This is a genomic window from Streptomyces sp. 147326, assembly GCF_045000215.1.
Classification (GTDB): domain Bacteria; phylum Actinomycetota; class Actinomycetes; order Streptomycetales; family Streptomycetaceae; genus Streptomyces.
The window spans coordinates 4,022,820-4,048,890 of the sequence record NZ_CP134201.1; the positions used below are offsets into that span (position 1 = coordinate 4,022,820).

Here is a 26,071-nt window from a genome sequence, read left to right on the forward strand (position 1 = left end):
GCGGGGCAGGGCAGACTGGGGGCCATGTCCCACTCCCCCCGTCGGGCCTGCCCCGCCTGCGGCCGCGACTGCGCCGTCACCGCCGGCCGGATCGCCCGCCACGACCCCCCGGCCGGGCGCGGGCGCGGCGACCTGGTGTCCTGCCCCGGATCCCGGGCCCGGGTGGTGCTCGGCGCCTCCGCGCCGACACTGGACGGCTTCGTGCTACCCGAACACCCCGGTCAGCTGCCGCTGTTCTGAGGCCACGCCGGTCAACTGCGCCTGCATCGGGGGGCTTTCCCCCCTCGAACGGCGGGGGCCGGCCGGATGTCGGGGCCGGGCGGGCGACCGTAGGTTCTGCCGTATGACGATCACGCAGAGCAGCAAGCAGCGGCAGTGGCTGCGGCGCGGCGCGGCGGCCGTGGCCCTCGCGGCGGTCCTGGGCGCGGTCGCCGCCCCGGCGGCGCTGGCCGCGCCCGCCTCCGCCGGCGGTGCGCCCGCCTCGGCCACCGCCCGCGGGACCCTGATCTCCGTCACCTCCCTCGACACCCTCGGCCGCGAGCAGGTCGCCGCCGAACTCGCCGCGCTCGGCATCGACACCGGCACCGTCCGGTACGGAGTGACCGCGCACCGGCTGACCTACGCCACCGTGGACCCCCACGGCCGCCCCATCACCGCCACCGGGCTGCTGGTCCTGCCGCGCGGCGGCCCGCACCGCCTCGACCTGGTCTCCGACACCCACGGCACGCTCGCCACCCGCGACGACGCCCCGTCCGGCGGGGCCGGCTACAACCGGCTCACCCCGTACCTGCACGCCTCCGCCGGCCGCGCCGTGGCCGCTCCCGACTACCTGGGCCTCGGCGGCGGGCCCGGCAGCCACCCGTACATGGACACCCGGTCCTCCGTGACCGCCTCCGTCGACATGCTGAAGGCCGCCCGCACCGCCGCCGGCCGGCTGGGCCGTCCCGTCACCCGTGACGTGTACGCCACCGGCTTCTCGCAGGGCGGCCAGGTGGCGATGGCCCTGGGCCGCGAACTCTCCCGCGGCCGCGACGGGTTCCGGCTGCGGGCGCTGGCCCCGATGGCCGGCCCGTACGACCTGACCGGCTCCGAGATGCCGGCGATCGGCGACGGCCGGGTCGCGCCCGTGTCCGCCGTCTTCTACCTCTCCTACTTCCTCACCGCCCAGAACCGGCTGCACCCGCTCTACAAGGACCCCGCCGAGGTCTTCCGCGCGCCCTACGCACAGGCTGTGGAAGGCCTGTTCGACGGGAGCCACCGGGAGCAGGACATCGTGGCCGCGCTCCCCGCGACACCGCAGGAGCTGCTCACCCCGGAGTGGGCCGAGAACATCCGCGCCCCGCACGGGGTGCTGCGCGAGGTCCTGGAGGCCAACGACGGCGCCTGCGACTGGAAGCCGGCGGCGCCCGTACGCCTCTACACGGGCGCCGCCGACACCGACGTGCCGATCGCCAACACCCGTGCCTGCGCCGCCGATCTGGCCCGCCACGGGGTCCGCGCGAAGGTCGTCGACCAGGGCCCGGACGCCGACCACTTCACCACGGCCGTCCGCTCGGCGCCGCAGGCCGTCCGCTGGTTCGACTCGATCCGCTAGGGCGGCCCGTACGCATGTGGGCTCCGGCCGGGCCTAGGCGGGCTGGCCGGCGGCGCCCAGCAGCCCGATCAGGCGCGAGCTGCTGTCGGCGCCGAAGCCCGCGGCGACCCCGCGCCGGTAGAGCTCGGCGTGCGCGGCGAGGATCCCGGTGTCCACACCGGAGTCGGCGGCGGTGTGCAGGACGTGCTCGACGCTGGCGGCGCACATGGCGAGGCGCTCGTACTCGCCCCCGTGCTCGCCGGCGTCGATGAGCGGGGCGCCCTGGGTGTAGAAGCCGCGCATGCTGTCGGCCGTGTAGCCGGCGTAGGGCAGGATGTCGGCCGCCGTCAGCCCGTTGGCGCGGGCGACGGCGAGGGCCTGGTACCAGCCCGTGTAGGCGGTCCAGAAGAGGATCATGTTGAGCTGGTAGTACAGCTGCGCGTAGCCGGGGTCGGCGCCCCGGTAGTCGGTGGCGGCGAGCACGTCGAGCGCGGCGCGGTGCTCCTCGTAGACCTCCTCCGGGCCGCTGACGAAGACGGAGGAACCCTCCTGCCCGATGCCGGTCGGGGGAACGTTGACCCCGCCGGTGAGGTACGCGGCCCCGCGCTCCCCGGCCCACCGGGCGGCCGCGCGGGCCTTGTCCGGGACGTCCGAGGACAGGTTGGCGAGCACGCGGCCGCGGAGGTCGGTGTCACCGAGCGCGCCGTACATGGCCTCCACGTCGATGAGGCTGAGCACGGTCAGCCGGCTCGCGGCGACAGCCTCGCCGATGCCGGCCGCCCGGCGGGCCCCGCGGGCCACGAGGTCGGTGTCCTTGCCCGCGCTGCGGTTCCAGACGGTGACCTCGTAGCCGGCATCGAGGTAGGCGGCGGCCATGGCCCGGCCCATGGGGCCGAGACCGACGACGGTGACCTTGGTGTCCTGGGCGGTCGAAACCTGGTTCATGACGGAGTTCTCCCCCTGCGAGATGGTCTAGAACGAACGCTCTATCCAGCGATCGGGACGACGGTAACACGCGCTAGAACGAACGCTCTATCCAGAATCGGCGGTAGGATCACGCCCATGGCAGCAGCAGGGACGAAGACAGAACTGGGCACGCGCGACCGGCTGGTCCGCACCGCCTCCCGCCTCATGCAGCACGGCGGTTACGAGAACACCCCGGTCAAGCAGCTCGTCCGCGAGGCCGAGGCGACCCTGGGCTCGCTGTACCACTTCTTCCCGGGCGGCAAGCGGGAGCTCGCGGTGGCCGCGATCCACTTCGGCGACGAGGAGTTCGCCGGGATGCTCCGCACCGGACTGGCCGCCCACCAGGATCCGGCGGAGGCGGTCGAGGCCGTCGCCGTCCTGCTCGCGCAGGAACTGCAGGCCTCCGACTGGCGGGACGGCTGCCCGGTGACGGCCACGGCCCTGGAGACGGTCGGCCGCGTGCCGGAGATCCAGGCAGCCTGCGCCCGGGCCTTCGCCAACTGGCAGGAGCTGGTTGCCGCCAAGCTCCTGGCGTCGGGCTGTCCGGAGCCGGAGGCGCGCGATCTGGCGGTCACCGTGATCAACACCCTGGAGGGCGCCGAGATGACCTCCCAGGTCGCCCAGAGCCGCACCCCGCTCCTGGTGGCGGGCCGGCACCTGGCCCGGCTGGTGGCCTCGTACCGGGACTGAGCCCGAGCCGGACGGTGACGGGTGCTACGAGATGGCGGTGCGCAGCCGGACCACGTCGATCGGCTCGGTCTCGTCGTGGGCCGTCAGGTCGATGACCTGACCCACCGCACGGGTCTCGGCGGTCGCCGGCTTGAACTCCGGTCCGGGCACGTCCCGGGCGGACTCCGCCTTGTGGACCGCGAGGGCCTCGGCGCCGACCACGTCGGCCAGGTCCTCGTTCTGGACCGCCTCGATCACCGCACGGGCCTGCGCCGCGTTCTTGGTGCCGAAGAAGTCGAAGCCGCCCTCGACGCGGGAGGCCGTACGCCGCTGGGCCGCGTACGGGGCCACCGCCGCCGGACGCCGTGCGGGGACCGAGGACGCGGGGGCGGACGGCGAGGGGAGCGCCGCCGCGGCGGCGGGGGCCGCGGGCAGCGCCGCCTGCGTCTGCGCCCTGCGGGCGGCCAGCGCCCCCAGAGCCGCGTGGGCCCGGGCGTAGCCGACCGTGGTCGGGGCGCCCGCCGAGGTGCGCTCCTCGGAGACGGGCGGAAGTTCCTTCTGTGCGGCGGCCGGAGCCGCGGAGGCCTCGATGGCCAGCAGGCGGCGACCCTCCAGGGCGCTGGCGCGCTCGGTCTCGGCGGTCGCGTACCGCCGCAGCAGCGCCGCGTGCTCGCCGCGGAGCCCGGCCAGTTCGACCCGCTTGGCGCGCAGCTTGGCGTCGAGCCGGCCGCGCAGCACGCGGGCCTCCTCGAGGTCGGATTCGAGCTCGGCTATCCGCTCGTCGGTCCGCCACTCGTCCTTGACCCGCTCGCGCGCGAGCTCCGCGACGCGGCGGCCCGCCGAACGGTCCCAGGCGCGCATCACGACGGCGCCGCCGACCCCGGCGGACGCGGTGAGGGCCACGAGCAGCCTCAGCGCCAGCGGTTCCGCGAGCAGCCAGGCCGCTCCGGCGCTGATGACGGACACACCTGCGACGGTCGTCGGCGTGAGCAGCCGGTGCAGGGGTTCGGGATTGCGGTGGCGTCCACGGGGCATGGCCCGAAATTTACAGGGCGTGGGGGTCCAGCGGGATACCCGCCCGGCAATCTCTTGTCCGCTCTTCCCGGGCAGGTACTCCACATTCCTCCATCAACCCACGTGACTTCTACTTCTTCAGAAGGCCCTTGGACTCCAGGTAGGCCTTCGCCACGTCCGCCGGCTTGGCGCGCTCCGCGTCCACCTTCCGGTTCAGGTCGACCAGATCGGCCGTCGTGAGGACCTTGGTCAGCTCGTCGAGGGCGGCCGCGACCTCGGGGCCGCCGGCGTCCTTGGCGTTGACCACCGGAAGCACGTTGTCGGCGTTCTGGAGCTTCTTGTCGTCCTCCAGCAGGACCAGGCCGAAGCTGTCGAGGGTGGCGTCCGTGGTCGTGGTCAGCACGAGCTGGTCGGCGCCGTCCTTGACGGCCTGCTTGGCCTGCGGGGTCCCGACGCCCTTCGGGTCAATACCGGAAACCTGAATTCCGTATGTTGTGGTCAACCCCGGTGCGCAGAAGGGCCGTACGGAGCATTCGTCGCCCGCCGCGATCTTCACCTTCAGCCCGGACTTACCAAGATCGGAAAGCGTCTTCAGGTTGTTCTTCTGGGCGAATTCCTTGGTCACCGCGAATGCGTTCTGGTCGACCGCCCCGCCCGCGGGCAGCGCCTTCAGCCCGAACGGGGCCGCGAGCTTCTCCAGGGCCGCCACCGTCGCCGCGACGTCGCTCGACGCCACCGGCTTCTCCTCGGGCGCCTTGGAGCCGTTCACCTTGGCGTTGAGGAACTCCGCGAGCGTGGCCGCGTACTCCGGGACGACGTCGATCTCGCCCTTCTCCAGCGAGGGTTCGTACAGCTCGCGGTTGTTGACCGTCTTGATGGAGGTGCCGTAGCCCGCGTCCTTGAGGACCTGCGCGTACAGCTCCGCCAGCACGTTCGACTCGGTGAACCCGGCGGCGCCGACGACCAGGCTGCCCTTGCCTTCCGCGGCCGGGGCCGGCGAGCCGCCGTCCTTGCTCTTCTCCAGGCTGTCGCCGCCGCACGCGGCCAGCGACACCGTCAGGGCCAGGGCGCCCAGGGACGCGCCGAGGACGCGCGTGGTCTTGGTCATGGAGTGACTCCGTTCGAGACTGTGGACAGGATTCAGCGGTGGCCCGCGGCCCGCGGCAGCAGCCGGTCCGCCGCCACCAGCACGCCCTCCACCAGCAGGGCGAGCGCCGCCACCAGCAGGGCGCCCGCGACGACCTGCGGGGTGTTGTACGTGTTGAAGCCGGCGGTGATGATCCGGCCGAGGCCGCCCTGGCCGACCATGGCGGCGATCGTGGCCGTGGCGATGACCTGCACCGCACCCGAGCGCAGCCCGGTCATCACCAGGCCGCGGGCCAGCGGGAGCTCGACGCGCAGGAAGAGCTGGCCGCCGGACATGCCCATGCCCCGGGCGGCCTCCACCACCGAGCGGTCCACCTCGCGCATGCCGACGTACGCGTTCGTCAGCAGCGGCGGGACGGCGAACAGCACGAGCGCGGCGATGGTCGGCAGATAGCCCGCGTTGCGCAGCGGGGAGACCATGAAGAGCGCCAGCACCGCGAAGACCGGAACGGCCCGGCCGATGTTGGAGACGTTGATCGCGAGGGCGCCGCCCTTGCCGAGGTGGCCGAGGTACAGGCCGACCGGCAGCGCCACCGCGCAGGCGATGGCCAGCGCGACCCCGCTGACGTAGACGTGCTCGCCGAGCCGGTGCCAGACCCCGCTCTCCCCCGACCAGTTGGCGCCGTTCGCCAGCCAGTCCCAGGCCCCTCCCAGTACTCCCACGGCCTCAGGCCCCCTTCCCGGAAGCCGCCGGGCGGGCTCCGGCCCGGGTCCACGGCGTGAGCAGCCGCTGCAGACCCAGCAGCAGCAGGTCGGCCACGAGCGCGAGCAGCACGCACAGCACCGAGGCGGTGAGCACCTGGGCCTTGAAGGAGCTGTTCACCGCCGGGGCGATGAGGTTGCCGAGGCCCCCCTTGCCGACGATGGAGCCGACCGTGGTCAGCGCGACCGTCGAGACGGTGGCGATCCGTACGCCGGCGAGCAGCGCGGGCAGGGCCAGCGGCAGTTCGACCTGCCACATCAGCCGCCCCGGGCCGTAGCCCATGCCGCGCGCGGCCTCGCGCACCTCCTCGGGCACGGCCTCCAGGCCGGCCAGCACGTTGCGCACCAGGATCGTCAGCGAATACAGCACGAGCCCGGTCACCACCAGCGCCGCCGAGAGCCCGAAGACCGGCAGCAGCAGGGAGAACATGGCCAGCGAGGGGACCGTGTAGAGCAGCGTGGTGAAGGCGAGCACGGGCGCCGCCCAGCGGCGGCCGCGGCGGGCCAGCAGCGCGAGCGGCACGGACACGACGATGCCGATCAGGACCGACACGCCCGTGATCCAGATGTGTTCGACGGTGGCGTCGGTGAGTTCCTGGGAACGGGAGGTGACGTAGTCCCAGCAGATCCAGTCGTTCGCCACCAGGCAGTTCTGCCCGGCCATGCACCTCACCCCCCTCTTTCGAACACACGTCTTCCGATCACACGGCCACGAGCGACCATAACCCCCGCCACCCCCCATGGCCGGAATCCTTCGCACCGGAGCAACACGCCCTTCACAAAACCGCACCGCGCGTGCGGAAGGATGGACCCGTGATCCGATTCGAGCATGTGACCAAGCGCTACCCCGACGGGACGACAGCCGTCGAGGACCTGTCCTTCGAGGTGGCCGAGGGCGAGCTGGTCACGCTCGTGGGACCGTCCGGCTGCGGCAAGACGACCACGATGAAGATGGTCAACCGGCTGATCGACCCGACCTCCGGCCGGATCCTCCTGGCCGGCGAGGACATCGCGGCCGCCGACCCGGTCGAGCTGCGCCGCCGCATCGGGTACGTCATCCAGCAGGTCGGGCTGTTCCCGCACAAGACGGTGCTGGAGAACACCGCGACCGTGCCGCAGCTGATCGGCACCCCGAAGGCCAGGGCCCGCGCCCGGGCGGCCGAGCTGCTCGAACTGGTGGGGCTGGATCCGGCCGTCTACGGAGGCCGGTACCCGGAGCAGCTGTCGGGCGGGCAGCGCCAGCGCGTCGGCGTGGCCCGCGCGCTCGCCGCCGATCCGCCGGTGCTGCTGATGGACGAGCCGTTCGGCGCGGTAGACCCGGTCGTGCGCGAACGGCTGCAGAACGAGTTCCTGACGCTGCAGAAGACGGTGCGCAAGACGATCCTGCTGGTCACGCACGACCTGGAGGAGGCCATCCGGCTCGGCGACCGCATCGCCGTCTACGGAACGGGCACCATCGAGCAGTTCGCCCGCCCCGCGGCGGTCCTCGGGTCGCCCGCCACCCCGTACGTGGCCTCCTTCGTCGGCTCCGACCGCGGCCTGAAGCGGCTCGCCGTCACCGCGGTCGAGGCGGCCGACCTGGCGGCGGCCGAGGGCGAGGCCCCGGCGGCGGCCGTGGAGCTGGGCGCGACGCTGCGCGAGGCGCTCGCCGCCCTGCTGCAGGAGGACTCGGGCCGGATCGGGGTCACGGACCCGGACTCCGGCGCCCTCGTCGGCGTACTGACCCCCGAGGGCGTGCACCGGGCACTGCGCCGGGCCCAGTTGCAGGACGCGTAGCGCGAACGCGGAAGGGCCCGGCCGGAGCCGGGCCCTTCCGCCTTCACCGCGTCAACGGCCTCAGGCCTGGATGCGTCCGCTCATCCACACCAGCATCGGCGGGATCTCGCGTCGCCAGGTGTTGAAGTTGTGGCCACCGCTGTCGAGGATGATCGAGGAGACCCGGTCCGGGCCCTTCACCTTCTTGATGAACTTCCGGGTGTCACCGAGGTTCGGCTCGCCCTTCTCGCTGCTGGTCACGAGGAAGGACGTACCGCTCGGCTTCTTGTTCTCGATGCTGTGCAGCACGTCCGCGCGCTTCTTCAGCTTCTCGTCCCCGTGGAACAGGTCGCCGGTCGTCGGGTCGTCCGGGGCGTCGTAGTACGCGGACAGACCCGCGGCGGCGCCGAAGGTCTCCGGGTAGTGCGCGGCGATCTTCAGTGCGCAGTAACCGCCCGTGGAGTTGCCGATGAAGCCCATGTTCTGCGGCTTCTTGCCGACCCGGAAGGTGCTCTGGATGGCCTGCGGGAGGTCCTCGGCGAAGAAGGTCTCGGTCTGCGGGCCGCCGGGTATGTCGACGCACTCGGTGTCACGCGGCGGCGCGATCGTCGGGCGCAGCATGACCAGGATCATCGGCTTCATCTTGCCCGACTTGGACAGGCTGAAGGCCTTCATCGGGTAGTCGAGCCCTTTGATCAGGTTCTCGGCGGTGCCCGGGTAGCCCGTCAGGACGATGGACGCGGGGAAGTTCTGGTCCTTGTGCTGGGGCTGGAAGTACTCCGGCGGGAGCCAGACGTAGCCGGGACTCGTTATCTTCGACTTCTGCCCGGTTATGGCAACCTTCAGGATCTGACCGCCGACCTGGGGCTTGGCGCCACCGGGGACGTCCAGCTTCTGCTTGTCGACGACCTTGATGTCATCGCTGCTCATCGAGTGGTCGACGACCTTGCCCATGGACGTCTCCTGGCCGAACAGGTCGGCCCAGGAACCGTAGAAGAGGAACGACTTGTTAGCCGCGAGACCCACAGCCGAGAACAGCGCCAGCTGCGTCGCCAGCAGGAGCCCGATCCGGCCGGCGACAGCGCGCCAGGTGCGGCCCGAAAGCTTCGGCCACATCCAGACCGTGGCCGCGAAGAGCAGCACACCGGCCAGGATGGCCAACGCCAGAACCGTAGTACTCGTGAGACCCATGAGCAGTCAGTCGACTTTCTGGTGGCAGGACAGTTTTTTTCCGGCGAAAGAGTGAACCCGCTCCTCGTCGATGTCGTCCTAAGGGACGCACCACACACCGGAGGCTGTCGCGGCCTTCGGCCACATGATCTCTCGCGGAGCAACGGGAAGCGATGTCTAGCAGGATAGATGGCGATAAGTCGGGACAGGTTCCGAGCAGGGTCCGCCGAATCCTCCGAGGCCCACAGCCGGAGTCGGTGCCCGGCCTGGTAGGTACGGCCGTCATGATCGTCGGCCTTCTGGACATCGCGGCCGGTGTCTTCCCGCGCTTCCGGCACAGCCGGATCCACGCGGTCGCGGAGGTGCTGCCCGGGTCCCTGGGCCCGTTCGCGGCAGCCCTCTCCCTCAGCGCGGGCGTACTGCTCCTGCTGCTCGCCCACGGCCTCAAGCGCCACAAGCGGCGGGCCTGGCGGGCCGCCGTCGTCCTGCTGCCCGCGGGCGCGGCCGCGCAGTTCGCGTACCGCCACTCGGTCATCAGCGTGGTCATCGCGGCGGTGCTCCTCGCACTGCTGCTGCGCCACCAGGGTGAATTCAAGGCGCTGCCGGATCCGCGCAGCCGCTGGAAGGCACTCGCGAACTTCGTGCTGATGAGCGCCGGTTCCATCGGCCTCGGGCTGGTCATCGTCAACGTCCACCCGGGCAAGGTCGTCGGCAACCCGGGCCTGTACGAGCAGATCACCCACGTCGTCTACGGGCTCTTCGGCTTCGAGGGTCCCGTCGACTACGCCGGCCGGGTCTCCTGGACCGTCGGCTACTCCCTCGGCGCCCTCGGCATGCTGACCGCGCTCACCACCATCTACCTGGCCTTCCGCCCCGAGCACCCGGCGGCCCGGCTCACCACCGACGACGAGACCAAGCTGCGCGAGCTGCTCGCCAAGCACGGCGGCCGCGACTCGCTCGGCCACTTCGCGCTGCGCCGCGACAAGGCCGTCGTCTTCTCCCCCAGCGGCAAGGCCGCCGTCACCTACCGCGTCGTCTCCGGCGTGATGCTCGCCTCCGGCGACCCCATCGGCGACGTCGAGGCCTGGCCCGGCGCCATCGAGCGGTTCATGGCGGAGGCCAAGGCCCACTCCTGGACCCCGGCCGTCGTCGGGTGCAGCGAGACCGGCGGCGAGGTCTGGACCCGCGAGACCGGTCTGGACGCCCTGGAGCTGGGTGACGAGGCGATTGTCGATGTCAAAGACTTCTCCCTCTCGGGCCGCGCCATGCGCAATGTCCGCCAGATGGTGAAGCGCATCGAGCGCAACGGCTACACCACCAAGGTCCGCCGGGTCAGCGAGCTGACCGAGACCGAGCTGGAGCAGGTGCGCGGCGCCGCCGAGGCCTGGCGCGGCACCGACACCGAGCGCGGCTTCTCGATGGCGCTGGGCCGGGTCGGCGAGGACGGCGACGGCGACTGCTTCATCGCCACCGCCCACCGCGTGGAGGAGGGCGACACCAGCCCGTACGGCGACCTCAAGGCCGTCCTGCACTTCGTCCCGTGGGGCAAGGACGGCATGTCGCTGGAGCTGATGCGCCGCGACCGCGCCGCCGACCCCGGCATGAACGAGCTGCTCATCGTGGCCTCGCTGGAGGCCTGCCCGGGCCTCGGCATCGAGAAGGTCTCGCTGAACTTCGCGATGTTCCGCGCCGCCCTCGCCCGCGGCGAGAAGATCGGCGCCGGCCCGGTGCTGCGGATGTGGCGCGGCCTGCTGGTCTTCCTGTCGCGCTGGTTCCAGATCGAGTCGCTGTACAAGTTCAACGAGAAGTTCCGCCCCCGCTGGGAGCCGCGCTTCATGGTCTACCGCTCCACCCGCGACCTGCCCCGCATCGGCTTCGCCGTGATGCAGGCCGAGGGCTTCGTGACGCTGGCCCTCCCGCGCCTCTTCGCGAGCCGCCGCCGCCCCAAGCCCGTCCGCACCTGCACCCACAACCACATGACGACCGTCCCGAAGCAGACGGAACGCGAGGCCCAGGCGGCCTAGCCGCCCGTACGCCCACCGGGGCCCCGACGGCCGACAGACCGCCGGGGCCCTGCCGTATCCAGGTCAGCCCTACCCTTGGACCTATGAACACGAAGCGCGGAGCCACCGGCAGGGGCCGGGTCGCAGGTCTGCCGGAGTGGGACCGCTGCGCGGTCATGGGCGTCGTCAACGTCACCCCCGACTCCTTCTCCGACGGCGGCCGCTGGTTCGACACCACCGCGGCGGTCAAGCGCGGCCTCGACCTCGTCGAGCAGGGCGCGGACCTCGTCGACGTCGGCGGCGAGTCCACCCGGCCCGGCGCCTCGCGCGTCGACGAGGAGGAGGAGCTGCGCCGGGTCGTCCCCGTGGTCCGCGGCCTGGCCTCCGAGGGCGTCACCGTCTCCGTCGACACCATGCGCGCGGCCGTCGCCGCCCAGGCCGTCGCCGCGGGCGCCGTACTGGTCAACGACGTCAGCGGCGGACTCGCCGACCCCGGCATGGTCCCGGCCGTCGCCGCCGCCGAGGTGCCCTTCGTCGTGATGCACTGGCGCGGCTTCAGCGCCGGCATGAACAGCCTCGCCGTCTACGAGGACGTGCTCGCCGAGGTCACCGCCGAGCTCCGGGACCGGATCGACGCCGTCGTGGCCGGCGGGATCGCCCCCGAGCGGCTCGTCGTCGACCCGGGCCTCGGCTTCGCCAAGAACGCCGAGCACGACCTGGCCCTGGTCGCCCACCTGCCCGAGCTGCGCGCGCTGGGCTTCCCGCTGCTGGTCGCCGCGTCGAGGAAGCGTTTCCTCGGCCGGGTCCTGGCCGGCGCGGAAGGCGCCGCCCCGCCGCCCGCCCGCGAGCGCGACGCCGCGACGGCCGCCGTCTCGGCCATCGCCGCCCACCAGGGCGCCTGGGCCGTACGGGTCCACGAGGTACGGGCGACCGCGGACGCGGTTCGGGTGGCCCGCGCCGTGGAAGGGGCACTCTGATCCTCAACGACCGACAAGGAGCAAAGTGAGCAGAACCGACATCGAAGCGGTCGAGGAGGTCAACACGGCCTTCTACGAGGCAATGGAGCGGGGGGACTTCGACGCTCTGTCGGCGCTCTGGCTGGAGGACGAGATCTCCTGCGTGCACCCCGGCTGGCCCGTGCTCTCCGGCCGCGGCGAGGTGCTCCGCTCGTACGCGCTGATCATGTCCCACACGGACTACATCCAGTTCTTCCTCACCGACACCAAGGTGGCCGTGATAGGTGACACCGCCCTGGTCACGTGCACGGAGAACATCCTCAGCGGCGGACCAGCCGAGGACGGCGGGGAACTCGGCCCGCTCGTCGGTCAGCTCGTCGTCGCCACGAATGTGTTCCGACGCACATCCGAGGGCTGGCTCCTCTGGTCCCACCACGGTTCTCCCGTCCTCACGGAGTCCGAGGACGAGGACGAGGACGACGCCTCCTGACCCCTACGGCGGGGCCCGGAGTATTTCGCAGGTAAATTCGAAGACGGACGACGCCGACCGCACTCGGCGTAGGCCCATGGCCCCGGGGAGTCCCGGGACCGGCACTACGAAAGCAGGAGTGATTCGCGTGGATCGTGTCGCGCTGCGCGGCCTCAAGGCTCGCGGGCACCACGGCGTCTTCCCCCGGGAGCGCGAGGAAGGCCAGACCTTCATCGTCGACCTCGTGCTGCACCTCGACACCCGCCCCGCGGCGGCCGGAGACGACCTGGCGAAGACCGTGCACTACGGGGTGGTCGCCGAAGAGGTCGTCGACGTGGTCCAGGGCGAGCCCGTGGACCTGATCGAGACCCTGGCCGAGCGGATCGCCCAGCAGTGCCTGAAGCACGAAGCGGTGGCGCAGGTGGAGGTCGTCGTCCACAAGCCGGACGCGCCCATCACCGTCCCCTTCGACGACGTGACCATCACGATCACCCGGAGCCGCGCATGAACAACGGACTGAATGCTCAGAGCGACCCCACCGTGCAGCCTGTACCCGCCTCCGTCGTGGAGACGGTCGACGCGGCGGACGTCACCCTGTCCAACCCGAAATGGGCCGTCATCGCGCTCGGCGCGAACCTCGGCAACCGGCTGGAGACCCTCCAGGGCGCCATCGACGCCCTCGGCGACACCCCGGGCCTGCGGGTCAAGGCCGTGTCCCCCGTGTACGAGACCGAGCCGTGGGGCGTCGAGCCCGGCTCCCAGCCCTCGTACCTCAACGCGGTCATCGCGCTGAAGACCACCCTGCCCCCGTCCTCGCTCCTGGAGCGCGGCCACGCCATCGAGGAAGCCTTCGACCGCGTCCGCGAGGAGCGCTGGGGCCCGCGCACGATCGACGTGGACATCGTCGCGTACGCCGACAGGGTCTCCGACGACCCCGTCCTCACCCTGCCGCACCCGCGCGCCCACCAGCGCGCCTTCGTGCTGGCCCCCTGGCACGACATCGACCCGGAAGCCCAGATCCCGGGCCGCGGCCCGGTCGCCGCGCTCCTGGCCGAAACCGGCCTGAGCGGCGTCACGCCGCGCCCCGACCTGGAACTCCACCTCCCGGAGTAGTCGTTACCCTGTGGACTGCCTGACTGATCGGCGCGGAAAGCGGGGAACGGGCAAGTGAAGCAACTGAGGCCGGCGGTCCTGGCGGGCATCTTCGTGGTCGCCGGGATCCTGTCCTGGGCGGGCGCCCGGCTGTGGAACGCGTACGGCACACTGCCCGGCGTTCCGCTGGCCGCACCGATCGTCCTCGGCGTCATCGCGGCGGTGCTGCTGGCCACGGCCCTGTCCATGCGGTCCCGGCTCAAGGCCCAGCGCGAGCGCCGCCCCGGGGCCAAGGGCGTGGAGCCGCTGATGGCGGCCCGCGCGGTGGTCTTCGGCCAGGCCAGCGCCCTCGTGGCGGCGCTCGTGGCGGGCATGTACGGCGGGGTGGGCGTCTTCCTGCTGACCGACTCCCTGGACATCCCCGCCCGCCGCGACCAGGCCTGGTACGCCGGCTTCTCGGTCCTGGCGGGCATCGCCGTCATCGCCGCCGCCCTCTTCCTGGAGCACGTACTCAAACTCCCCGAGGACGAGGACCCGGCGAAGGCCGCTGCCAAGGCCTAGACGGCCGGTCGCCGGCCCCGGCCTCGTGCCGGGCCGGCGGGCCCCTACGCGGGGTGTACGTGCCCCAGCCACTCCCACAGCCTGCGGCCGCCGATCTGGCTCGGCACCGGCTCAGCGAGCCATGATCAGGGACATTGCCTCGTTGCGGGTGGCGGGGTCGCGGAGCTGGCCGCGGACCGCCGAGGTGATGGTCTTCGCGCCGGGCTTGCGGACACCGCGCATCGTCATGCACATGTGCTCGCACTCGATCACCACGATGGCGCCGCGCGGTTCCAGGATCTCCATCAGCGAGTCCGCGATCTGCGTGGTCAGGCGCTCCTGCACCTGGGGGCGGCGGGCGAACACGTCCACGAGGCGGGCCAGCTTCGACAGGCCGGTGATCTTGCCATCGGTGGACGGGATGTAACCCACGTGGGCTACGCCGTGAAACGGGACCAAATGATGTTCACACGAGCTCATGACCTCGATGTCCTTCACCAGGACCATCTCGTCGTGGCCGAGGTCGAACGTCGTGGTCAGGACCTCTTCGGGCTTCTGGTAGAGGCCGGCGAATATCTCCTTGTACGCCCGCGCCACGCGCGCCGGGGTCTCCAGCAGGCCCTCGCGGTCCGGGTCCTCGCCGACCGCGATCAGGAGCTCACGGACCGCCGCCTCGGCGCGCTTCTCGTCGAACACGCCGATCGTGCCCTCGTCGCCGGTCAGGGTCACTGGGTCCGTCATTGCTTCCTCGTTCCTGTGAAAAAAATGCCGCGCCCCCCAGGCTAGAACCTGGGGGGCGCGGCTTCCATTCCGGGTGGATCAGACCTCGGGGCGGTCCTCGGGGGCCACCTCGATGCCCTTCTCCGTGGAGACCGGCGTGACGGCGGTGGTCGCCGACGTGCCGTTCGCCGAGTTCGTCAGCTGGAGCTCCTTGGGAGAGAGCACCGGCGGACGGGTGGAGGGGGTGCGGCGGGAGGAGCCGGTCCACGCGGGGCGGGCCGGACGCTTCACGATCGTCGAGAAGATCTCGGCGATCTGCTCCTTGTTCAGCGTCTCCTTCTCCAGCAGCGCGAGGACCAGGTTGTCGAGGACGTCACGGTTCTCGACCAGGATCTCCCAGGCCTCGTTGTGCGCGGTCTCGATGAGCTTCTTGACCTCTTCGTCGACCAGCGCCGCGACCTCTTCCGAGTAGTCCCGCGGGTGCGACATCTCGCGGCCCAGGAACGGCTCGGTGTTGTCGCCGCCGAACTTGATCGCACCGAGACGCTCGGTCATGCCGTACTGCGTGACCATGGCCCGCGCCGTGGCGGTGGCCTTCTCGATGTCGTTCGCCGCGCCCGTGGTCGGGTCGTGGAAGACCAGCTCCTCGGCCGCGCGCCCGCCCAGCATGTACGCCAGCTGGTCGAGCATCTCGTTGCGCGTGGTCGAGTACTTGTCCTCGTCGGGCAGGACCATGGTGTAGCCCAGGGCCCGGCCGCGGGACAGGATCGTGATCTTGTGGACCGGGTCGGAGTTCGGGGAGGCCGCCGCGACCAGGGCGTGTCCGCCCTCGTGGTACGCGGTGATCTTCTTTTCCCGGTCCGACATGATCCGGGTCCGCTTCTGCGGGCCCGCCACGACGCGGTCGATCGCCTCGTCCAGCGAGTGGTTGTCGATCAGCTTCTTGTCCGAGCGGGCCGTGAGCAGCGCGGCCTCGTTCAGGACGTTGGAGAGATCGGCACCGGTGAAGCCGGGCGTACGGCGGGCGACGGCGCCCAGGTCGACGTCCGGGGCGACCGGCTTGCCCTTCTGGTGGACCTTGAGGATCTCCAGACGGCCCTGCATGTCCGGACGGTCGACCGCGATCTGCCGGTCGAAGCGGCCGGGGCGCAGCAGTGCCGGGTCGAGGATGTCCGGACGGTTCGTGGCGGCGATCAGGATGACGCCGCCCTTCACGTCGAAGCCGTCCATCTCGACCAGCAGCTGGTTGAGGGTCTGCTCGCGCTCGTCGTGACCGCCGCCGAGACCCGCACCGCGGTGCCGGCCGACGGCGTCGATCTCGTCGACGAAGACGATCGCCGGGGCGTTGGCCTTGGCCTGCTCGAACAGGTCACGGACACGCGAGGCACCGACACCGACGAACATCTCGACGAAGTCGGATCCGGAGATCGAGTAGAAGGGGACACCGGCCTCGCCCGCGACGGCGCGCGCGAGCAGGGTCTTGCCGGTGCCGGGCGGGCCGTAGAGAAGCACGCCCTTGGGGATCTTGGCGCCGACGGCCTGGAACTTCGCCGGCTCCTGGAGGAACTCCTTGATCTCGTGGAGTTCCTCGACGGCCTCGTCCGCGCCCGCGACATCGGCGAACGTCGTCTTCGGGGTGTCCTTGGTGATGAGCTTGGCCTTGGACTTCCCGAAGTTCATGACCCGGGAGCCGCCGCCCTGCATCTGGTTCATCAGGAACAGGAAGACAACGACGATGAGGACGAAGGGCAGGAGCGAGAGGAGAACGCTCAGGAACGGGCTGGTCTTGTCCGGAGTGACGGAGTACCCGTCCGGGATCTGACCGGCGTCGTACTTGGTCTGGAGGTTCTGGGCGAGCTGGACGCCCTGATCCCCGATGTAGTTGGCCTGGAACTTGGTGCCGTCGTGCTTGCCGAGCTTCTGGCCGTCTCGCAGCTCGATCTTGATCATCTGGCTGTCGCCGGTGGTCAGCTTCGCTGTCTCCACCTGGCCAGTGTTGATCGCCTTGATGACCTCGCTGGTGTCCACCGACTTGTAGCCGCCGCCGGAGCCGACGACATTCATCAACACGACCACGGCGAGGACGGCCAGCACGATCCACATGACCGGCCCACGGAAGTATCGCTTCACGTCCATCCATACGGGGCGCCAGGCACCCCGTCCCTCCTGCCCGTAGGTAAATGCTGCTGTGAGTAAAGACTGTTCTTCGGAATGTACCCCTGTATTGTCACCCGCGGCCCCGTGGGACGGCTGACAGACCCGCCTTCCCCTGCTCCAACGGCGGGAATCGCCCACAGGTTCCCCGGAGCGTGCGCTGCTTCCCGCAACGGGCCCCGGGGACCGGGAGCGGGATCAGCCGCCGTAGACGTGCGGGGCGAGCGTGCCGACGAACGGCAGGTTGCGGTACTTCTCCGCGTAGTCGAGGCCGTAGCCCACCACGAACTCGTTGGGGATGTCGAAGCCGACCCACTTCACGTCGATCGCGACCTTCGCGGCCTCGGGCTTGCGCAGCAGCGTGACGACCTCGAGGGAGGCCGGCTGGCGGGAGCCCAGGTTCGACAGCAGCCAGGACAGCGTCAGACCGGAGTCGATGATGTCCTCGACGATCAGGACGTGCTTGTCCTTGATGTCGGTGTCCAGGTCCTTGAGGATCCGGACCACACCCGAGGACTGGGTTCCGGCGCCGTACGAGGACACCGCCATCCAGTCCATGGTGAGCGGGGTGGACAAGGCGCGCGCCAGGTCCGCCATCACCATCACGGCGCCCTTGAGCACACCGACGATGAGCAGGTCCTTGCCCGCGTACTCCGCGTCGATCTTCGCGGCCAGCTCGGCCAGCTTCGCGTCGATCTCTTCCTTGGTGATGAGCACCGACTGGAGGTCGTTGCCCATGTCCTTCTCGTCCACCCGCATCACTTTCGTTGTCGGCCGGGGCTCCGGGGGTGCCCCCGGAGGACTCAGCCGTGTTTCAGCACCAATCAGCCCTGCCGGATGACAAGTCTGCCACCCTGCCGCTGGGCCTCCACCCGTCCGGGCAGGTTGATGGCGCCCTGGCCGCGCCATCCGGTGATGAGCCGGTCGACTTCCTCGATGTGGCGGGCGAAGAGGGAACCCGCGGGAGAGCCCGCGGCGACCACGGCCCTGCGCAGCACCCGGCGGCGGACGGCCGGGGGCAGGGCGTACAGCTTGGCGCACTCCAGGCGGCCGTCCGCGTCCCGTACGCCGGTCTCGGCCTCGGCGGCCCAGGCGTCCAGGGCGTCGGCGTCGTCGCGGGAGAGCTGGGCGGTGCGGGCCAGGGCCTCGACGACCCCCTTGCCCAGCGCCTTCTCCAGGGCGGGCAGTCCCTCGTGGCGCAGGCGGGAGCGGGTGTAGGCGGGGTCGATGTTGTGCGGGTCGTCCCAGACGGCGAGGGACTGGACCATGCAGGCCTTGCGGGCGGTCTGCCGGTCGACCTGGAGGAAGGGGCGGCGGTAGCGGTGGCTGCGGCCGGGGCCTCCGGACACTTCGGCCATGCCGGACAGCGAGCGGATCCCGGAGCCGCGGGCGAGGCCCAGCAGGACGGTTTCGGCTTGATCGTCCCGGGTGTGGCCCAGGAGCACGGCGGCGGCGCCGAGGCGGTCTGCGGCCTCGTCCAGGGCCCCGTAGCGGGCGTCGCGGGCGGCGGCCTCGGGTCCGCCGTCACGGCCGACGCGCACGGCGACGGACTCCACCGGGTCGAGGCGGAGTGCGGTCATGCGGGTGACGACCTCGGCGGCGCGCAGGTCCGAGCCGGGCTGGAGGCCGTGGTCGACGGTGATGCCGCCGGCCCGGATGCCGAGTTTGGGGGCCTCGAACGCGAGGGCCGAGGCGAGCGCCATGGAGTCGGCGCCGCCGGAGCACGCGACGAGGACGAGCGGCCGGGTGCCCGCTGCGGTGCGGGGGCCGGCGGGGGTGTCGGTGAGGTCGGTGAGGACGTCGTGGAGTACGCGGCGGACCGCCAGGCGTATCGCCGCGACCGCAGGATGGGGACCCATGTCCGGTGCCCTTCGATGGAGTTCGGATGCCTCGGAGGCGTTGGGGTGTGGTGCGCTGGGGGTGGTGCCCGGTTCCCCCGCCGGGCGGGGGCTGTCACTCAGAGATGTCACTCAGAGTGCGTCGATGGTGACAGAACCGAGCCGTTCCCCGAGCATCGCACGCCCTTCCACGGCCCACGGTCCCTCGGACGGGTGACGCTGCTTCCCCCAGTGAGACATGTTTACGCCCCTTGAGTCACCCTCATTCGCTCTCTTCGCTCCCCTTGCGGTGGACTCGGGCCACCCAGTCGGCGGGCTTGGCGATCTCGGCCTTGGTCGGCAGTGTGTTCGGGGAGGTCCAGACCCGGTTGAAGCCGTCCATGCCGACCTGGCCGACGACGGCCCGCACGAAGCGCTCGCCGTCGCGGTACTGGCGCAGCTTGGCGTCGAGGCCGAGGAGCTTGCGCAGGGCGGCGTCGAGACGGCCGGCTCCGCTGGCCCTGCGCTGCTGGAACTTCTCGCGGATCTCGGCGACCGACGGCACCACCTGCGGGCCGACCCCGTCCATGACGAAGTCGGCGTGGCCCTCCAGGAGGGACATGACGGCGGTGAGGCGGCCCAGGATCTCGCGCTGCTCGGGGGTCTGCACGAGCTCGACGAAGGAGCGCCCCTCGTCGCCGTGCTCGGCGTAGGGGCGGGCGCCCGCGAAGGACTGGGCGGCCTCCCGGATGCGCTCCAGGACGGTCGCCGGGTCCACCTCGGTGGCGCCCAGGAACGTCTGGATTTCGCCTTCGAGGTGGTCGCGCAGCCACGGGACGGCCGTGAACTGTGTACGGTGCGTCTCCTCGTGCAGGCAGACCCACAGCCGGAAGTCGTGCGGGTTCACCTCCAGCTCGCGCTCGACGTGCACGATGTTGGGGGCGACGAGCAGCAGCCTGCCGCCCGCGGCCGAGGCCGGCAGGTCGCGCGAGACCGGGGCGAAGGTCTCGTACTGGCCGAGGACCCTGGAGGCCAGGAAGCTCAGCAGCATGCCCAGCTCGACGCCGGTGACCTTGCCGCCGACCGCGCCGAGCACGGCCCCGCCGGGGGCGCCCGCGCGGCGGTCCTGCATCTTGCCGAGGAGCGGCTGGAGCAGCTCGCGGAATCCGGCGACGTTGGCCTTGACCCAGCCGGCCCGGTCGACGACCAGGACGGGGGTGTCGGGGACGGCGGCCCCTTCCGCGATCATCCGGGTGAACTCGCGCACGTGCCGTTCCGAGGTCCTGGCGTGCCCGCGCAGCTCCGCGACGACCGCCCGTGCTTCGTCCCGGGTGACCTCCGGCCCGGGTCGCACCAAACGGGTCGCGGTCGCCACCGCGAGGTTCCAGTCGACCATCTCCGCACCACTGATGCTCGTCATGCGTCAACCGTACGTGGGCAGGGCGCCCGGCGGACCCCCTACGAACTCGCCGCGACGGCCGCCGCCAGCTTGTCGAGGGCTTTCTCGGCGCCCTCGGGGCCGGGGCCGTTCGCGGTCAGGAAGGCGAAGGCGAGCAGTCGGCCGGAGGAGTCGACGACGGTCCCCGAGAGGGAGTTCACGCCCGTCAGGGTGCCGGTCTTGGCCCGGAGCAGGCCCGCGGCCGGGGACGTGCCCGCGTTGCGGCCGCGCAGGGTCCCGGTGAAGCCGGCGACGGGCAGCCCCGTGAGGACCGGCCGCAGCTCCGGGCGCTGCGGGTCGGCGGCCTTGGTGAGGAGGCCGGTCAACAGGCCGGCGCTGACCTTGTCGGCGCGGTTCAGGCCGCTGCCGTCGGCGAAGCGGGAGCCGGCCGTGTCGACGCCGAGGGCGGCGAGCTTGGCGGCGACGGCCTTCTCCGCGCCTTCGAAGCTGGCGGGCTGGCCGGAGGCGAGGGCGGTCTGCCGGGCGAGGGCCTCGGCGATGTCGTTGTCGCTGTTGGTCAGCATCCGCTCGACGAGCCCGGCCACCGGGGTGGAGAGGGTGGTGGCGAGCGGCTGGGCGGGGGCGGCCCCGCCGGCGCCGGGCTTGGTCCTGGCCGGTTCGCCGGTGACCTTGATGCCGCGCTCCGTGAGCAGCGTCCGGAAGGCGCGGGCGGCGTCCTTGGACGGGTCCTCGGTCCGGTCCACGGGCCCGGAGGTGGAGTCGTCGGGGCGGCCCTCGTCGGCCGTCAGGGCGGTCACGGGCGCGATGTTGGGGTTCACGCCGATCGGGTGGCGGGCGGGGCCGGTGTAGAGGCTGTCGTCGTAGCCGAGGGTCACGGTGTCGGTTCCGGCGGCCTTGAGGGCCTGCGCGGTGTCGGCGGCGAGCGCGACGAGACTGCCGCCGGACCCGGCGGGGCTCTTCTTCTTCGCGGTGAGGGAGGGGTCGCCGCCGCCGACCAGGACGATCTGTCCGGGGGCGGCTCCGGGCACGACGGTGGTCCTGATCCGGTGCTCGGGCCCGAGCGCGGCCAGCGCGGCGGCGGCGGTGACGATCTTGACGGTCGACGCGGGGGTCATCGCGTCCCGTGCCCCGGACTCGTAGAGCACCTCACCGGTGGCGGTGTCGACGACGGAGGCGGTACGTACGGTGCCGAGCGCGGGGTCGGCGAGCAGCGGCTTGAGCGCGGCGGCGAGCTTCCCGGAGGCGGCGGGGGCGGCCGCCTGCCCCCGCGCGGCGCCGGGGCCGATCGCGCCGAGCACGCCGGGGGCGCTGGGCGCGGCCTGGGGCAGGAGCCCGGAGCCCGGCCCCCCGCCGTGATCTGCGCCACCCGCAAGGCCCCAGGAGGCGGCTCTGTCCCGCTCGGCCTTACGCTGGCCGGAGTCCCAGGGACCGGCGGCGGCCACCGCTGCCACCGACAGGGCGAGGCCGGCGACGGCCGCACCCGCGATGAGCTGCCACGACTTGACCAATGGCACCTCGGACCAGCCCCTTTCGCGATCACACATATGCGTGAGGGACACTTAACCACTGCGTCTTGCCGCGAGCATGGCACCCCACCGGCTGGGGGCACCTCCCAGCGGTGGCTGGGGGAGGCTGGGCCGGACGCGCGCGTATTTGAATCAAGGGCGGTCTCGAAGCGATTCGGACTGCTGAATCTGATCATGGAGGAGCAGGACGTGGAGTTCGACGTCACCATCGAGATCCCCAAGGGTTCGCGGAACAAGTACGAGGTGGACCACGAGACCGGCCGGATCCGTCTGGACCGTCGCCTCTTCACCTCGACCAGCTACCCGGCCGACTACGGCTTCGTCGAGAACACCCTCGGCGAGGACGGCGACCCGCTGGACGCGCTGGTCATCCTGGACGAGCCGACCTTCCCCGGCTGCCTGATCAAGTGCCGCGCCATCGGCATGTTCCGCATGACGGACGAGGCGGGCGGCGACGACAAGCTGCTCTGCGTGCCGGCCTCCGACCCGCGCGTCGAGCACCTGCGCGACATCCACCACGTCTCCGAGTTCGACCGCCTGGAGATCCAGCACTTCTTCGAGGTCTACAAGGACCTGGAGCCGGGCAAGTCCGTCGAGGGCGCGAACTGGGTCGGCCGTACTGAGGCCGAGGCCGAGATCGAAGCCTCGTACAAGCGCCTGGAGGCGCAGGGCGGCCACCACTGAGCTCGCGCTCGGCGGTAACGGGCCGGGGGGACTCCCCGCGCCCCTTGTGACATGGCGGGCGGTACCCCGGACGGGGTGCCGCCCGCTGTCACGTGCGGAGCCGGGCGCCTTCAGCCCCGCCGGCGTTTGAGGCGCGAGGTCTGGGGCGGAGCCCCGGGTCCGGGCGTAGCCCGGCTTCGCAGGGGCAGCCGCGCCAGCGCCACGGCACCGGCCTGGCTTCGCCATGGAGGAAACGGTTCCGCATACTGATACGGCAGGTGATCACGGACAGGAGGACGCGTGGCGGAGGCCGACGGGGCAGAGGACAGGAAGCCCCAGTCCGACGAGGCGCACAGCGCCTTCACGCCGCCGCCCGGGATGGAGCCGGAGGCCCTCGACGAGGACCAGCCCACCTCGGAGTTCGCCCGGCCGGCCGGCGCCGAGCCGGTGCAGCCCGAGCCCGAGGGATCGGCCTTCGCCACCCCGGCCACCTACAGCGCCGCCCACTCCCCGCCCGCCTACACCCCCGGCCAGGACTTCCCCCTCGCCCAGCTGAAGGAATCCCCCTGGCAGGACCGCATGCGCACGATGCTGCGCATGCCGGTCGACGTGCGTCCCGTACCGGATCTCGTACAGCGGCCGACCGAGGCCGGGCCCGCCGTGGGCCGTGTGCTCGACCTGACCCTGCGCATCGGCGAGCTGCTGCTCGCGGGCGGCGAGGGCGCCGAGGACGTGGAGGCCGCCATGTTCGCGGTGACCCGCTCCTACGGGCTGGACCGCTGTGAGCCCACCGTCACGTTCACCCTGCTGTCGATCACCCACCAGCCCTCGCTGGTGGACCACCCGGTCTCGGCGAACCGGACCGTGCGCCGCCGCGGCACCGACTACAACCGGCTCTCGGCCGTCTACCAGCTGGTGGACGACATCAGCGCCCCCGAGATCGACATCTCGCTGGAGGAGGCCTACCGGCGCCTCGCCGAGATCCGCCGCAACCGGCACCCGTACCCCGGCTGGATGCTCACGGCCGCCGCCGGGCTGCTCGCCGGCGCCGCCTCCACCCTGGTGGGCGGCGGGGTGCTGGTCTTCATCGCGGCGGCGCTCGGCGCGGTCCTCGGCGACCGGCTGGCCTGGCTGTGCGCCGGCCGCGGGCTGCCGGAGTTCTACCAGTTCGTGGTCGCGGCGATGCCGCCGGCCGCGATCGGGGTGGCGCTGAACATGACGGGGATCGACGTCAAGGCCTCCGCCGTGATCACCGGCGGGCTCTTCGCACTGCTGCCCGGGCGGGCCCTGGTCGCGGCCGTGCAGGACGGCCTGACCGGCTTCTACATCACCGCCTCCGCCCGGCTGCTGGAGGTCATGTACCTCTTCATCGGCATCATCATGGGCGTGCTGGTCGTGCTCTACGTCGGCCTGCAGTTCGACGCCTCCCCCCGGCCGGAGGAGGTCCTGGAGATCCAGCAGCGGCCGCTGATCCAGATCGCGGCTTCGATGGTGCTCGTGTTCACCTTCGCGATCCTGCTCCAGCAGGAGCGTTCCACCGTGTTGATCGTGACCCTCAACGGCGGGGTCGCCTGGGTCACCTTCGGCGCCCTGCACTACGCGGGCGAGATCCCGCCCGTGCCGTCCACCGCCATCGCCGCCGGGCTGGTGGGCCTCTTCGGGCAGCTCTTCTCCCGCTACCGCTTCGCCTCCGCCCTGCCGTACACGACGGCCGCCATCGGCCCGCTGCTGCCCGGCTCGGCGACGTACTACGGGCTGCTGCTGATCGCCGAGAACCGGCTGAACGAGGGGCTGGGCTCCCTGGTGAACGCGGCGGCCATCGCGCTGGCCATCGCCATCGGGGTCAACCTGGGATCGGAGACCTCCCGGCTGTTCATGCGTATCCCGGGGGCCGCGAGCGCCGCGAAGCGCCGTGCGGCGAAGCGGACCAGGGGCTTCTAGCCGCCTCCGGGCACGCGTACGCCCCGCAGGCTCTTGCGTGCCTGCGGGGCGTAAGTGAGCGCGGCCCACCGATTCGGGGCTCCGCCCCGGACCCCGCGCCTCGATCGCCGGCGGGGCCGAATCGGCTAGCGCTTCGCGTGGCGGCCGCGGGTTCCCGGGGTCTGGGGGCCCGAGCCGTCGACGGCGGCGGCTTCGGCCCGCGCCCCGACGGCGTTCGCCTTGTTCTCCTTGCGGGCCTTGAGCACCTCGAAGATCACCGGGATGACCGAGATGAGGACGATGCCCACCAGGATCGGCTCGACGTTCGTCTTGATGAACTCGATCTGGCCGAGCCAGTAGCCCGCGACCGTGACGCCCGCGCCCCAGCCGATGCCGCCGATGACGTTGTACGTCAGGAACGTGCGGTACTTCATCGAGCCGGCGCCCGCGACCATCGGCGCGAAGGTGCGGATGATCGGCACGAAGCGGGCGAGCACGATGGCCTTCGGGCCGTGCCGGTCCATGAACTCGTGCGCCTTGTCGAGGTTCTCCCGCTTGAAGAGCTTGGAGTTCGGCCGGTTGAAGAGCTTCGGGCCGAAGAACTTGCCGATCATGTAGCCGACCTGGTCGCCGATGATGGCGGCGGCCACGATCAGGGTGCAGACCAGCCACAGCGGCTGCTTGATGTACTGCCCGTCCGCGACCAGCAGGCCCGCCGTGAACAGCAGGGAGTCGCCGGGCAGGAACGCGAAGAGTCCTGACTCGGCGAAGACGATGACCAGGATGCCGATCAGGCCGAAGTGCGAGATCAGGTAGTCCGGGGACAGCCACTCAGGGCCGAGCGCAATCGTGTACACGGGTTCCGGACTCTCCTGGATCGGGGGGCGTGCCGGGGGCAGCAGGCGGTTGCGGGCAAGGTAAAGGCGGTCTCAATTATCAACGCACACGACCCCCTCCCGGTTCCAGTGCCGGAGGGGGTCGGATGCGTGACGTTCCGCTTACACCTTGCGCACGGCGTTCGCCAGGATCGCGTCCCGCAGGTGCTCGGCGAGACCGGGCTTCATGGAGTCGTAGTACTCCTTGAACCGCTCGTCCGCCACGTACATCTCACCGAGGCCCGTGTGGATCTCGTACGAGCAGTCGTAGTACCAGGCGCTGATGTGCCGGCGGTGCTCCTCGGCCATGTCCATCGCCGCCTCGCCGTCGGCGGACTCGCCGGCGTCCATCAGGGCCGCGTACCGGACGCTCCACCCGGCGACCTCGTCCTGGATCCGCTGCCAGTCCTCCTTGGTGTAGGTGGCGACCCGCCGCTGCGACTCCGCGTAGGCCTCGGTGCCGCCCCAGCGCTGCTCCGCCTCCTCCGCGTACTGCTCGGGGTCCTTGTCCCCGAAGACCTCGAACCGCTCCTCGGGCGTGAGGTTGATGCCCATCTTCTTCGCCTCCATGGCGTGCTCAACGGCCTTGGCCATCTGCTGGAGCCGGGCGATCCGGTCGGTCAGCAGGGCATGCTGCCGGCGCAGATGCTCCCGCGGATCCGATTCCGGGTCGTCCAGCAGGACCGCGACCTCGTCGAGGGGGAAGCCGAGCTCCCGGTAGAACAGGATCCGCTGCAGCCGGTCCAGGTCGGCGTCGTCGTACCGCCGGTGACCCGCGTGGCTGCGGCCGCTCGGGGAGAGCAGACCGATCTCGTCGTAGTGGTGCAGGGTGCGCACCGTGACTCCGGCGAATCCGGCGACCTGGCCCACGGAGTAGCCCATCTTCCCGTCCCTCTCCTCTGGTTGGGTACGCCCCTCACTGTGGTCCCTCACGCGGCGTGA

General features: G+C 71.4%; 26 protein-coding genes. 12 read left to right on the plus strand and 14 right to left on the minus strand.

Annotated features, from left to right (window positions below):
* The first annotated feature begins 24 nt into the window (after positions 1-24).
* Both RIU97_RS17970 and RIU97_RS17975 read left to right on the plus strand, forming a co-directional pair.
* A complete protein-coding gene (locus RIU97_RS17970) occupies positions 25-240 on the plus strand; it encodes a hypothetical protein (protein WP_319726030.1) in 216 nt (71 codons plus the stop codon).
* A gap of 103 nt (positions 241-343) precedes the next feature.
* A complete protein-coding gene (locus tag RIU97_RS17975; protein WP_404957959.1) occupies positions 344-1,594 on the plus strand; it encodes an alpha/beta hydrolase family protein in 1,251 nt (416 codons plus the stop codon).
* Positions 1,595-1,627: 33 nt separating this feature from the next.
* On the opposite strand, the gene RIU97_RS17980 is transcribed toward RIU97_RS17975, so the two are convergent.
* Positions 1,628-2,518, minus strand: a complete 891-nt coding sequence (locus RIU97_RS17980; RefSeq protein ID WP_404957961.1) for an NAD(P)-dependent oxidoreductase — start codon at positions 2,516-2,518, stop codon at positions 1,628-1,630.
* A 117-nt stretch (positions 2,519-2,635) separates the two neighbouring features.
* Here RIU97_RS17980 and RIU97_RS17985 point away from each other — a divergent pair, with 117 nt between their 5' ends.
* Entirely contained in the window at positions 2,636-3,229 is a 594-nt protein-coding gene (locus RIU97_RS17985) for a TetR/AcrR family transcriptional regulator (RefSeq protein ID WP_404957963.1), read from the plus strand.
* Positions 3,230-3,253: 24 nt separating this feature from the next.
* On the opposite strand, the gene RIU97_RS17990 is transcribed toward RIU97_RS17985, so the two are convergent.
* From RIU97_RS17990 to RIU97_RS18005, 4 genes are all read right to left on the minus strand, one after another.
* A complete protein-coding gene (locus tag RIU97_RS17990) occupies positions 3,254-4,243 on the minus strand; it encodes a hypothetical protein (protein WP_404957965.1) in 990 nt (329 codons plus the stop codon).
* Positions 4,244-4,352: 109 nt separating this feature from the next.
* Positions 4,353-5,330, minus strand: a complete 978-nt coding sequence (locus RIU97_RS17995; RefSeq protein ID WP_404957967.1) for an ABC transporter substrate-binding protein — start codon at positions 5,328-5,330, stop codon at positions 4,353-4,355.
* Between the two features lie 32 nt (positions 5,331-5,362).
* Positions 5,363-6,031, minus strand: coding sequence for an ABC transporter permease (locus RIU97_RS18000; protein WP_383566678.1), 669 nt, complete (start codon positions 6,029-6,031; stop codon positions 5,363-5,365).
* Positions 6,032-6,035: 4 nt separating this feature from the next.
* The gene (locus RIU97_RS18005) at positions 6,036-6,734 is read right to left on the minus strand and encodes an ABC transporter permease (RefSeq protein ID WP_404957970.1); all 699 of its coding nucleotides are present in this window, start codon (positions 6,732-6,734) and stop codon (positions 6,036-6,038) included.
* A gap of 149 nt (positions 6,735-6,883) precedes the next feature.
* On the opposite strand from RIU97_RS18005, the gene RIU97_RS18010 reads away from it, so the two are divergent.
* Positions 6,884-7,846: an ATP-binding cassette domain-containing protein gene (locus RIU97_RS18010; protein ID WP_319726042.1), complete on the plus strand. Its 963-nt coding sequence runs from the start codon at positions 6,884-6,886 to the stop codon at positions 7,844-7,846.
* A 60-nt stretch (positions 7,847-7,906) separates the two neighbouring features.
* Here RIU97_RS18010 and RIU97_RS18015 read toward each other — a convergent pair whose 3' ends face one another.
* Entirely contained in the window at positions 7,907-9,016 is a 1,110-nt protein-coding gene (locus RIU97_RS18015) for an alpha/beta hydrolase-fold protein (protein WP_319726043.1), read from the minus strand.
* Positions 9,017-9,168: 152 nt separating this feature from the next.
* On the opposite strand from RIU97_RS18015, the gene RIU97_RS18020 reads away from it, so the two are divergent.
* The 6 genes from RIU97_RS18020 to RIU97_RS18045 all read left to right on the plus strand — a co-directional run bounded on the left by RIU97_RS18020 (position 9,169) and on the right by RIU97_RS18045 (position 14,076).
* The gene (locus tag RIU97_RS18020) at positions 9,169-11,019 is read left to right on the plus strand and encodes a phosphatidylglycerol lysyltransferase domain-containing protein (RefSeq protein WP_404957974.1); all 1,851 of its coding nucleotides are present in this window, start codon (positions 9,169-9,171) and stop codon (positions 11,017-11,019) included.
* A gap of 83 nt (positions 11,020-11,102) precedes the next feature.
* Entirely contained in the window at positions 11,103-11,975 is an 873-nt protein-coding gene (folP, locus tag RIU97_RS18025; RefSeq protein WP_404957976.1) for a dihydropteroate synthase, read from the plus strand.
* A gap of 82 nt (positions 11,976-12,057) precedes the next feature.
* A complete protein-coding gene (locus RIU97_RS18030; RefSeq protein ID WP_401257444.1) occupies positions 12,058-12,444 on the plus strand; it encodes a nuclear transport factor 2 family protein in 387 nt (128 codons plus the stop codon).
* Positions 12,445-12,571: 127 nt separating this feature from the next.
* Complete coding sequence (gene folB / locus RIU97_RS18035; RefSeq protein ID WP_030010912.1) at positions 12,572-12,931, plus strand: dihydroneopterin aldolase; 360 nt, start codon at positions 12,572-12,574, stop codon at positions 12,929-12,931.
* Positions 12,928-13,536: a 2-amino-4-hydroxy-6-hydroxymethyldihydropteridine diphosphokinase gene (folK, locus tag RIU97_RS18040; RefSeq protein ID WP_404957978.1), complete on the plus strand. Its 609-nt coding sequence runs from the start codon at positions 12,928-12,930 to the stop codon at positions 13,534-13,536. The genes folB and folK overlap by 4 nt, the downstream gene beginning before the upstream one ends.
* Before the next feature lie 54 nt (positions 13,537-13,590).
* Positions 13,591-14,076: a DUF3180 domain-containing protein gene (locus RIU97_RS18045; RefSeq protein WP_404957980.1), complete on the plus strand. Its 486-nt coding sequence runs from the start codon at positions 13,591-13,593 to the stop codon at positions 14,074-14,076.
* 111 nt (positions 14,077-14,187) lie between these two features.
* On the opposite strand, the gene folE is transcribed toward RIU97_RS18045, so the two are convergent.
* The 6 genes from folE to dacB all read right to left on the minus strand — a co-directional run bounded on the left by folE (position 14,188) and on the right by dacB (position 21,689).
* Positions 14,188-14,796, minus strand: coding sequence for a GTP cyclohydrolase I FolE (gene folE / locus RIU97_RS18050; protein ID WP_404957982.1), 609 nt, complete (start codon positions 14,794-14,796; stop codon positions 14,188-14,190).
* 78 nt (positions 14,797-14,874) lie between these two features.
* Positions 14,875-16,911 (minus strand): ATP-dependent zinc metalloprotease FtsH, encoded by a 2,037-nt coding sequence (ftsH, locus tag RIU97_RS18055; protein ID WP_404957984.1) that lies wholly within the window; start codon positions 16,909-16,911, stop codon positions 14,875-14,877.
* Between the two features lie 216 nt (positions 16,912-17,127).
* Entirely contained in the window at positions 17,128-17,688 is a 561-nt protein-coding gene (gene hpt, locus RIU97_RS18060) for a hypoxanthine phosphoribosyltransferase (RefSeq protein WP_030010907.1), read from the minus strand.
* Between the two features lie 65 nt (positions 17,689-17,753).
* On the minus strand, positions 17,754-18,788 hold the full coding sequence (gene tilS, locus RIU97_RS18065; RefSeq protein ID WP_404957987.1) for a tRNA lysidine(34) synthetase TilS: 1,035 nt from the start codon (positions 18,786-18,788) through the stop codon (positions 17,754-17,756).
* A gap of 241 nt (positions 18,789-19,029) precedes the next feature.
* The gene (locus tag RIU97_RS18070; RefSeq protein WP_404957989.1) at positions 19,030-20,166 is read right to left on the minus strand and encodes a zinc-dependent metalloprotease; all 1,137 of its coding nucleotides are present in this window, start codon (positions 20,164-20,166) and stop codon (positions 19,030-19,032) included.
* Positions 20,167-20,204: 38 nt separating this feature from the next.
* Positions 20,205-21,689 carry a D-alanyl-D-alanine carboxypeptidase/D-alanyl-D-alanine-endopeptidase gene (gene dacB / locus RIU97_RS18075; RefSeq protein WP_404957991.1) on the minus strand — a complete coding sequence of 495 codons (1,485 nt, stop codon included), beginning with the start codon at positions 21,687-21,689 and terminating at the stop codon, positions 20,205-20,207.
* A gap of 171 nt (positions 21,690-21,860) precedes the next feature.
* Between dacB and RIU97_RS18080 the strand changes: the two genes are divergently transcribed.
* Both RIU97_RS18080 and RIU97_RS18085 read left to right on the plus strand, forming a co-directional pair.
* Positions 21,861-22,355: an inorganic diphosphatase gene (locus RIU97_RS18080; RefSeq protein ID WP_008742522.1), complete on the plus strand. Its 495-nt coding sequence runs from the start codon at positions 21,861-21,863 to the stop codon at positions 22,353-22,355.
* A gap of 279 nt (positions 22,356-22,634) precedes the next feature.
* On the plus strand, positions 22,635-24,275 hold the full coding sequence (locus RIU97_RS18085) for a threonine/serine exporter ThrE family protein (RefSeq protein ID WP_404957993.1): 1,641 nt from the start codon (positions 22,635-22,637) through the stop codon (positions 24,273-24,275).
* A 125-nt stretch (positions 24,276-24,400) separates the two neighbouring features.
* On the opposite strand, the gene RIU97_RS18090 is transcribed toward RIU97_RS18085, so the two are convergent.
* Positions 24,401-25,111, minus strand: a complete 711-nt coding sequence (locus tag RIU97_RS18090; protein ID WP_404957995.1) for a DedA family protein — start codon at positions 25,109-25,111, stop codon at positions 24,401-24,403.
* 141 nt (positions 25,112-25,252) lie between these two features.
* The gene (locus tag RIU97_RS18095; protein ID WP_404957997.1) at positions 25,253-26,011 is read right to left on the minus strand and encodes a MerR family transcriptional regulator; all 759 of its coding nucleotides are present in this window, start codon (positions 26,009-26,011) and stop codon (positions 25,253-25,255) included.
* Between the last annotated feature and the right edge of the window lie 60 nt (positions 26,012-26,071).

What these genes read in the sequence shown, in the direction of transcription:
- RIU97_RS17970 (WP_319726030.1), top strand. Translation starts at nt 25, where the DNA reads ATGTCCCACTCCCCCCGTCGGGCCTGCCCCGCCTGCGGCCGCGACTGC.
- RIU97_RS17975 (WP_404957959.1), top strand. Translation starts at nt 344, where the DNA reads ATGACGATCACGCAGAGCAGCAAGCAGCGGCAGTGGCTGCGGCGCGGC.
- RIU97_RS17980 (WP_404957961.1), bottom strand. Translation starts at nt 2,518, where the DNA reads ATGAACCAGGTTTCGACCGCCCAGGACACCAAGGTCACCGTCGTCGGT.
- RIU97_RS17985 (WP_404957963.1), top strand. Translation starts at nt 2,636, where the DNA reads ATGGCAGCAGCAGGGACGAAGACAGAACTGGGCACGCGCGACCGGCTG.
- RIU97_RS17990 (WP_404957965.1), bottom strand. Translation starts at nt 4,243, where the DNA reads ATGCCCCGTGGACGCCACCGCAATCCCGAACCCCTGCACCGGCTGCTC.
- RIU97_RS17995 (WP_404957967.1), bottom strand. Translation starts at nt 5,330, where the DNA reads ATGACCAAGACCACGCGCGTCCTCGGCGCGTCCCTGGGCGCCCTGGCC.
- RIU97_RS18005 (WP_404957970.1), bottom strand. Translation starts at nt 6,734, where the DNA reads ATGGCCGGGCAGAACTGCCTGGTGGCGAACGACTGGATCTGCTGGGAC.
- RIU97_RS18015 (WP_319726043.1), bottom strand. Translation starts at nt 9,016, where the DNA reads ATGGGTCTCACGAGTACTACGGTTCTGGCGTTGGCCATCCTGGCCGGT.
- RIU97_RS18020 (WP_404957974.1), top strand. Translation starts at nt 9,169, where the DNA reads ATGTCTAGCAGGATAGATGGCGATAAGTCGGGACAGGTTCCGAGCAGG.
- folP (WP_404957976.1), top strand. Translation starts at nt 11,103, where the DNA reads ATGAACACGAAGCGCGGAGCCACCGGCAGGGGCCGGGTCGCAGGTCTG.
- RIU97_RS18030 (WP_401257444.1), top strand. Translation starts at nt 12,058, where the DNA reads ATGGAGCGGGGGGACTTCGACGCTCTGTCGGCGCTCTGGCTGGAGGAC.
- folK (WP_404957978.1), top strand. Translation starts at nt 12,928, where the DNA reads ATGAACAACGGACTGAATGCTCAGAGCGACCCCACCGTGCAGCCTGTA.
- folE (WP_404957982.1), bottom strand. Translation starts at nt 14,796, where the DNA reads ATGACGGACCCAGTGACCCTGACCGGCGACGAGGGCACGATCGGCGTG.
- ftsH (WP_404957984.1), bottom strand. Translation starts at nt 16,911, where the DNA reads ATGGACGTGAAGCGATACTTCCGTGGGCCGGTCATGTGGATCGTGCTG.
- hpt (WP_030010907.1), bottom strand. Translation starts at nt 17,688, where the DNA reads ATGCGGGTGGACGAGAAGGACATGGGCAACGACCTCCAGTCGGTGCTC.
- tilS (WP_404957987.1), bottom strand. Translation starts at nt 18,788, where the DNA reads ATGGGTCCCCATCCTGCGGTCGCGGCGATACGCCTGGCGGTCCGCCGC.
- RIU97_RS18070 (WP_404957989.1), bottom strand. Translation starts at nt 20,166, where the DNA reads ATGACGAGCATCAGTGGTGCGGAGATGGTCGACTGGAACCTCGCGGTG.
- dacB (WP_404957991.1), bottom strand. Translation starts at nt 21,689, where the DNA reads ATGTGTGATCGCGAAAGGGGCTGGTCCGAGGTGCCATTGGTCAAGTCG.
- RIU97_RS18095 (WP_404957997.1), bottom strand. Translation starts at nt 26,011, where the DNA reads ATGGGCTACTCCGTGGGCCAGGTCGCCGGATTCGCCGGAGTCACGGTG.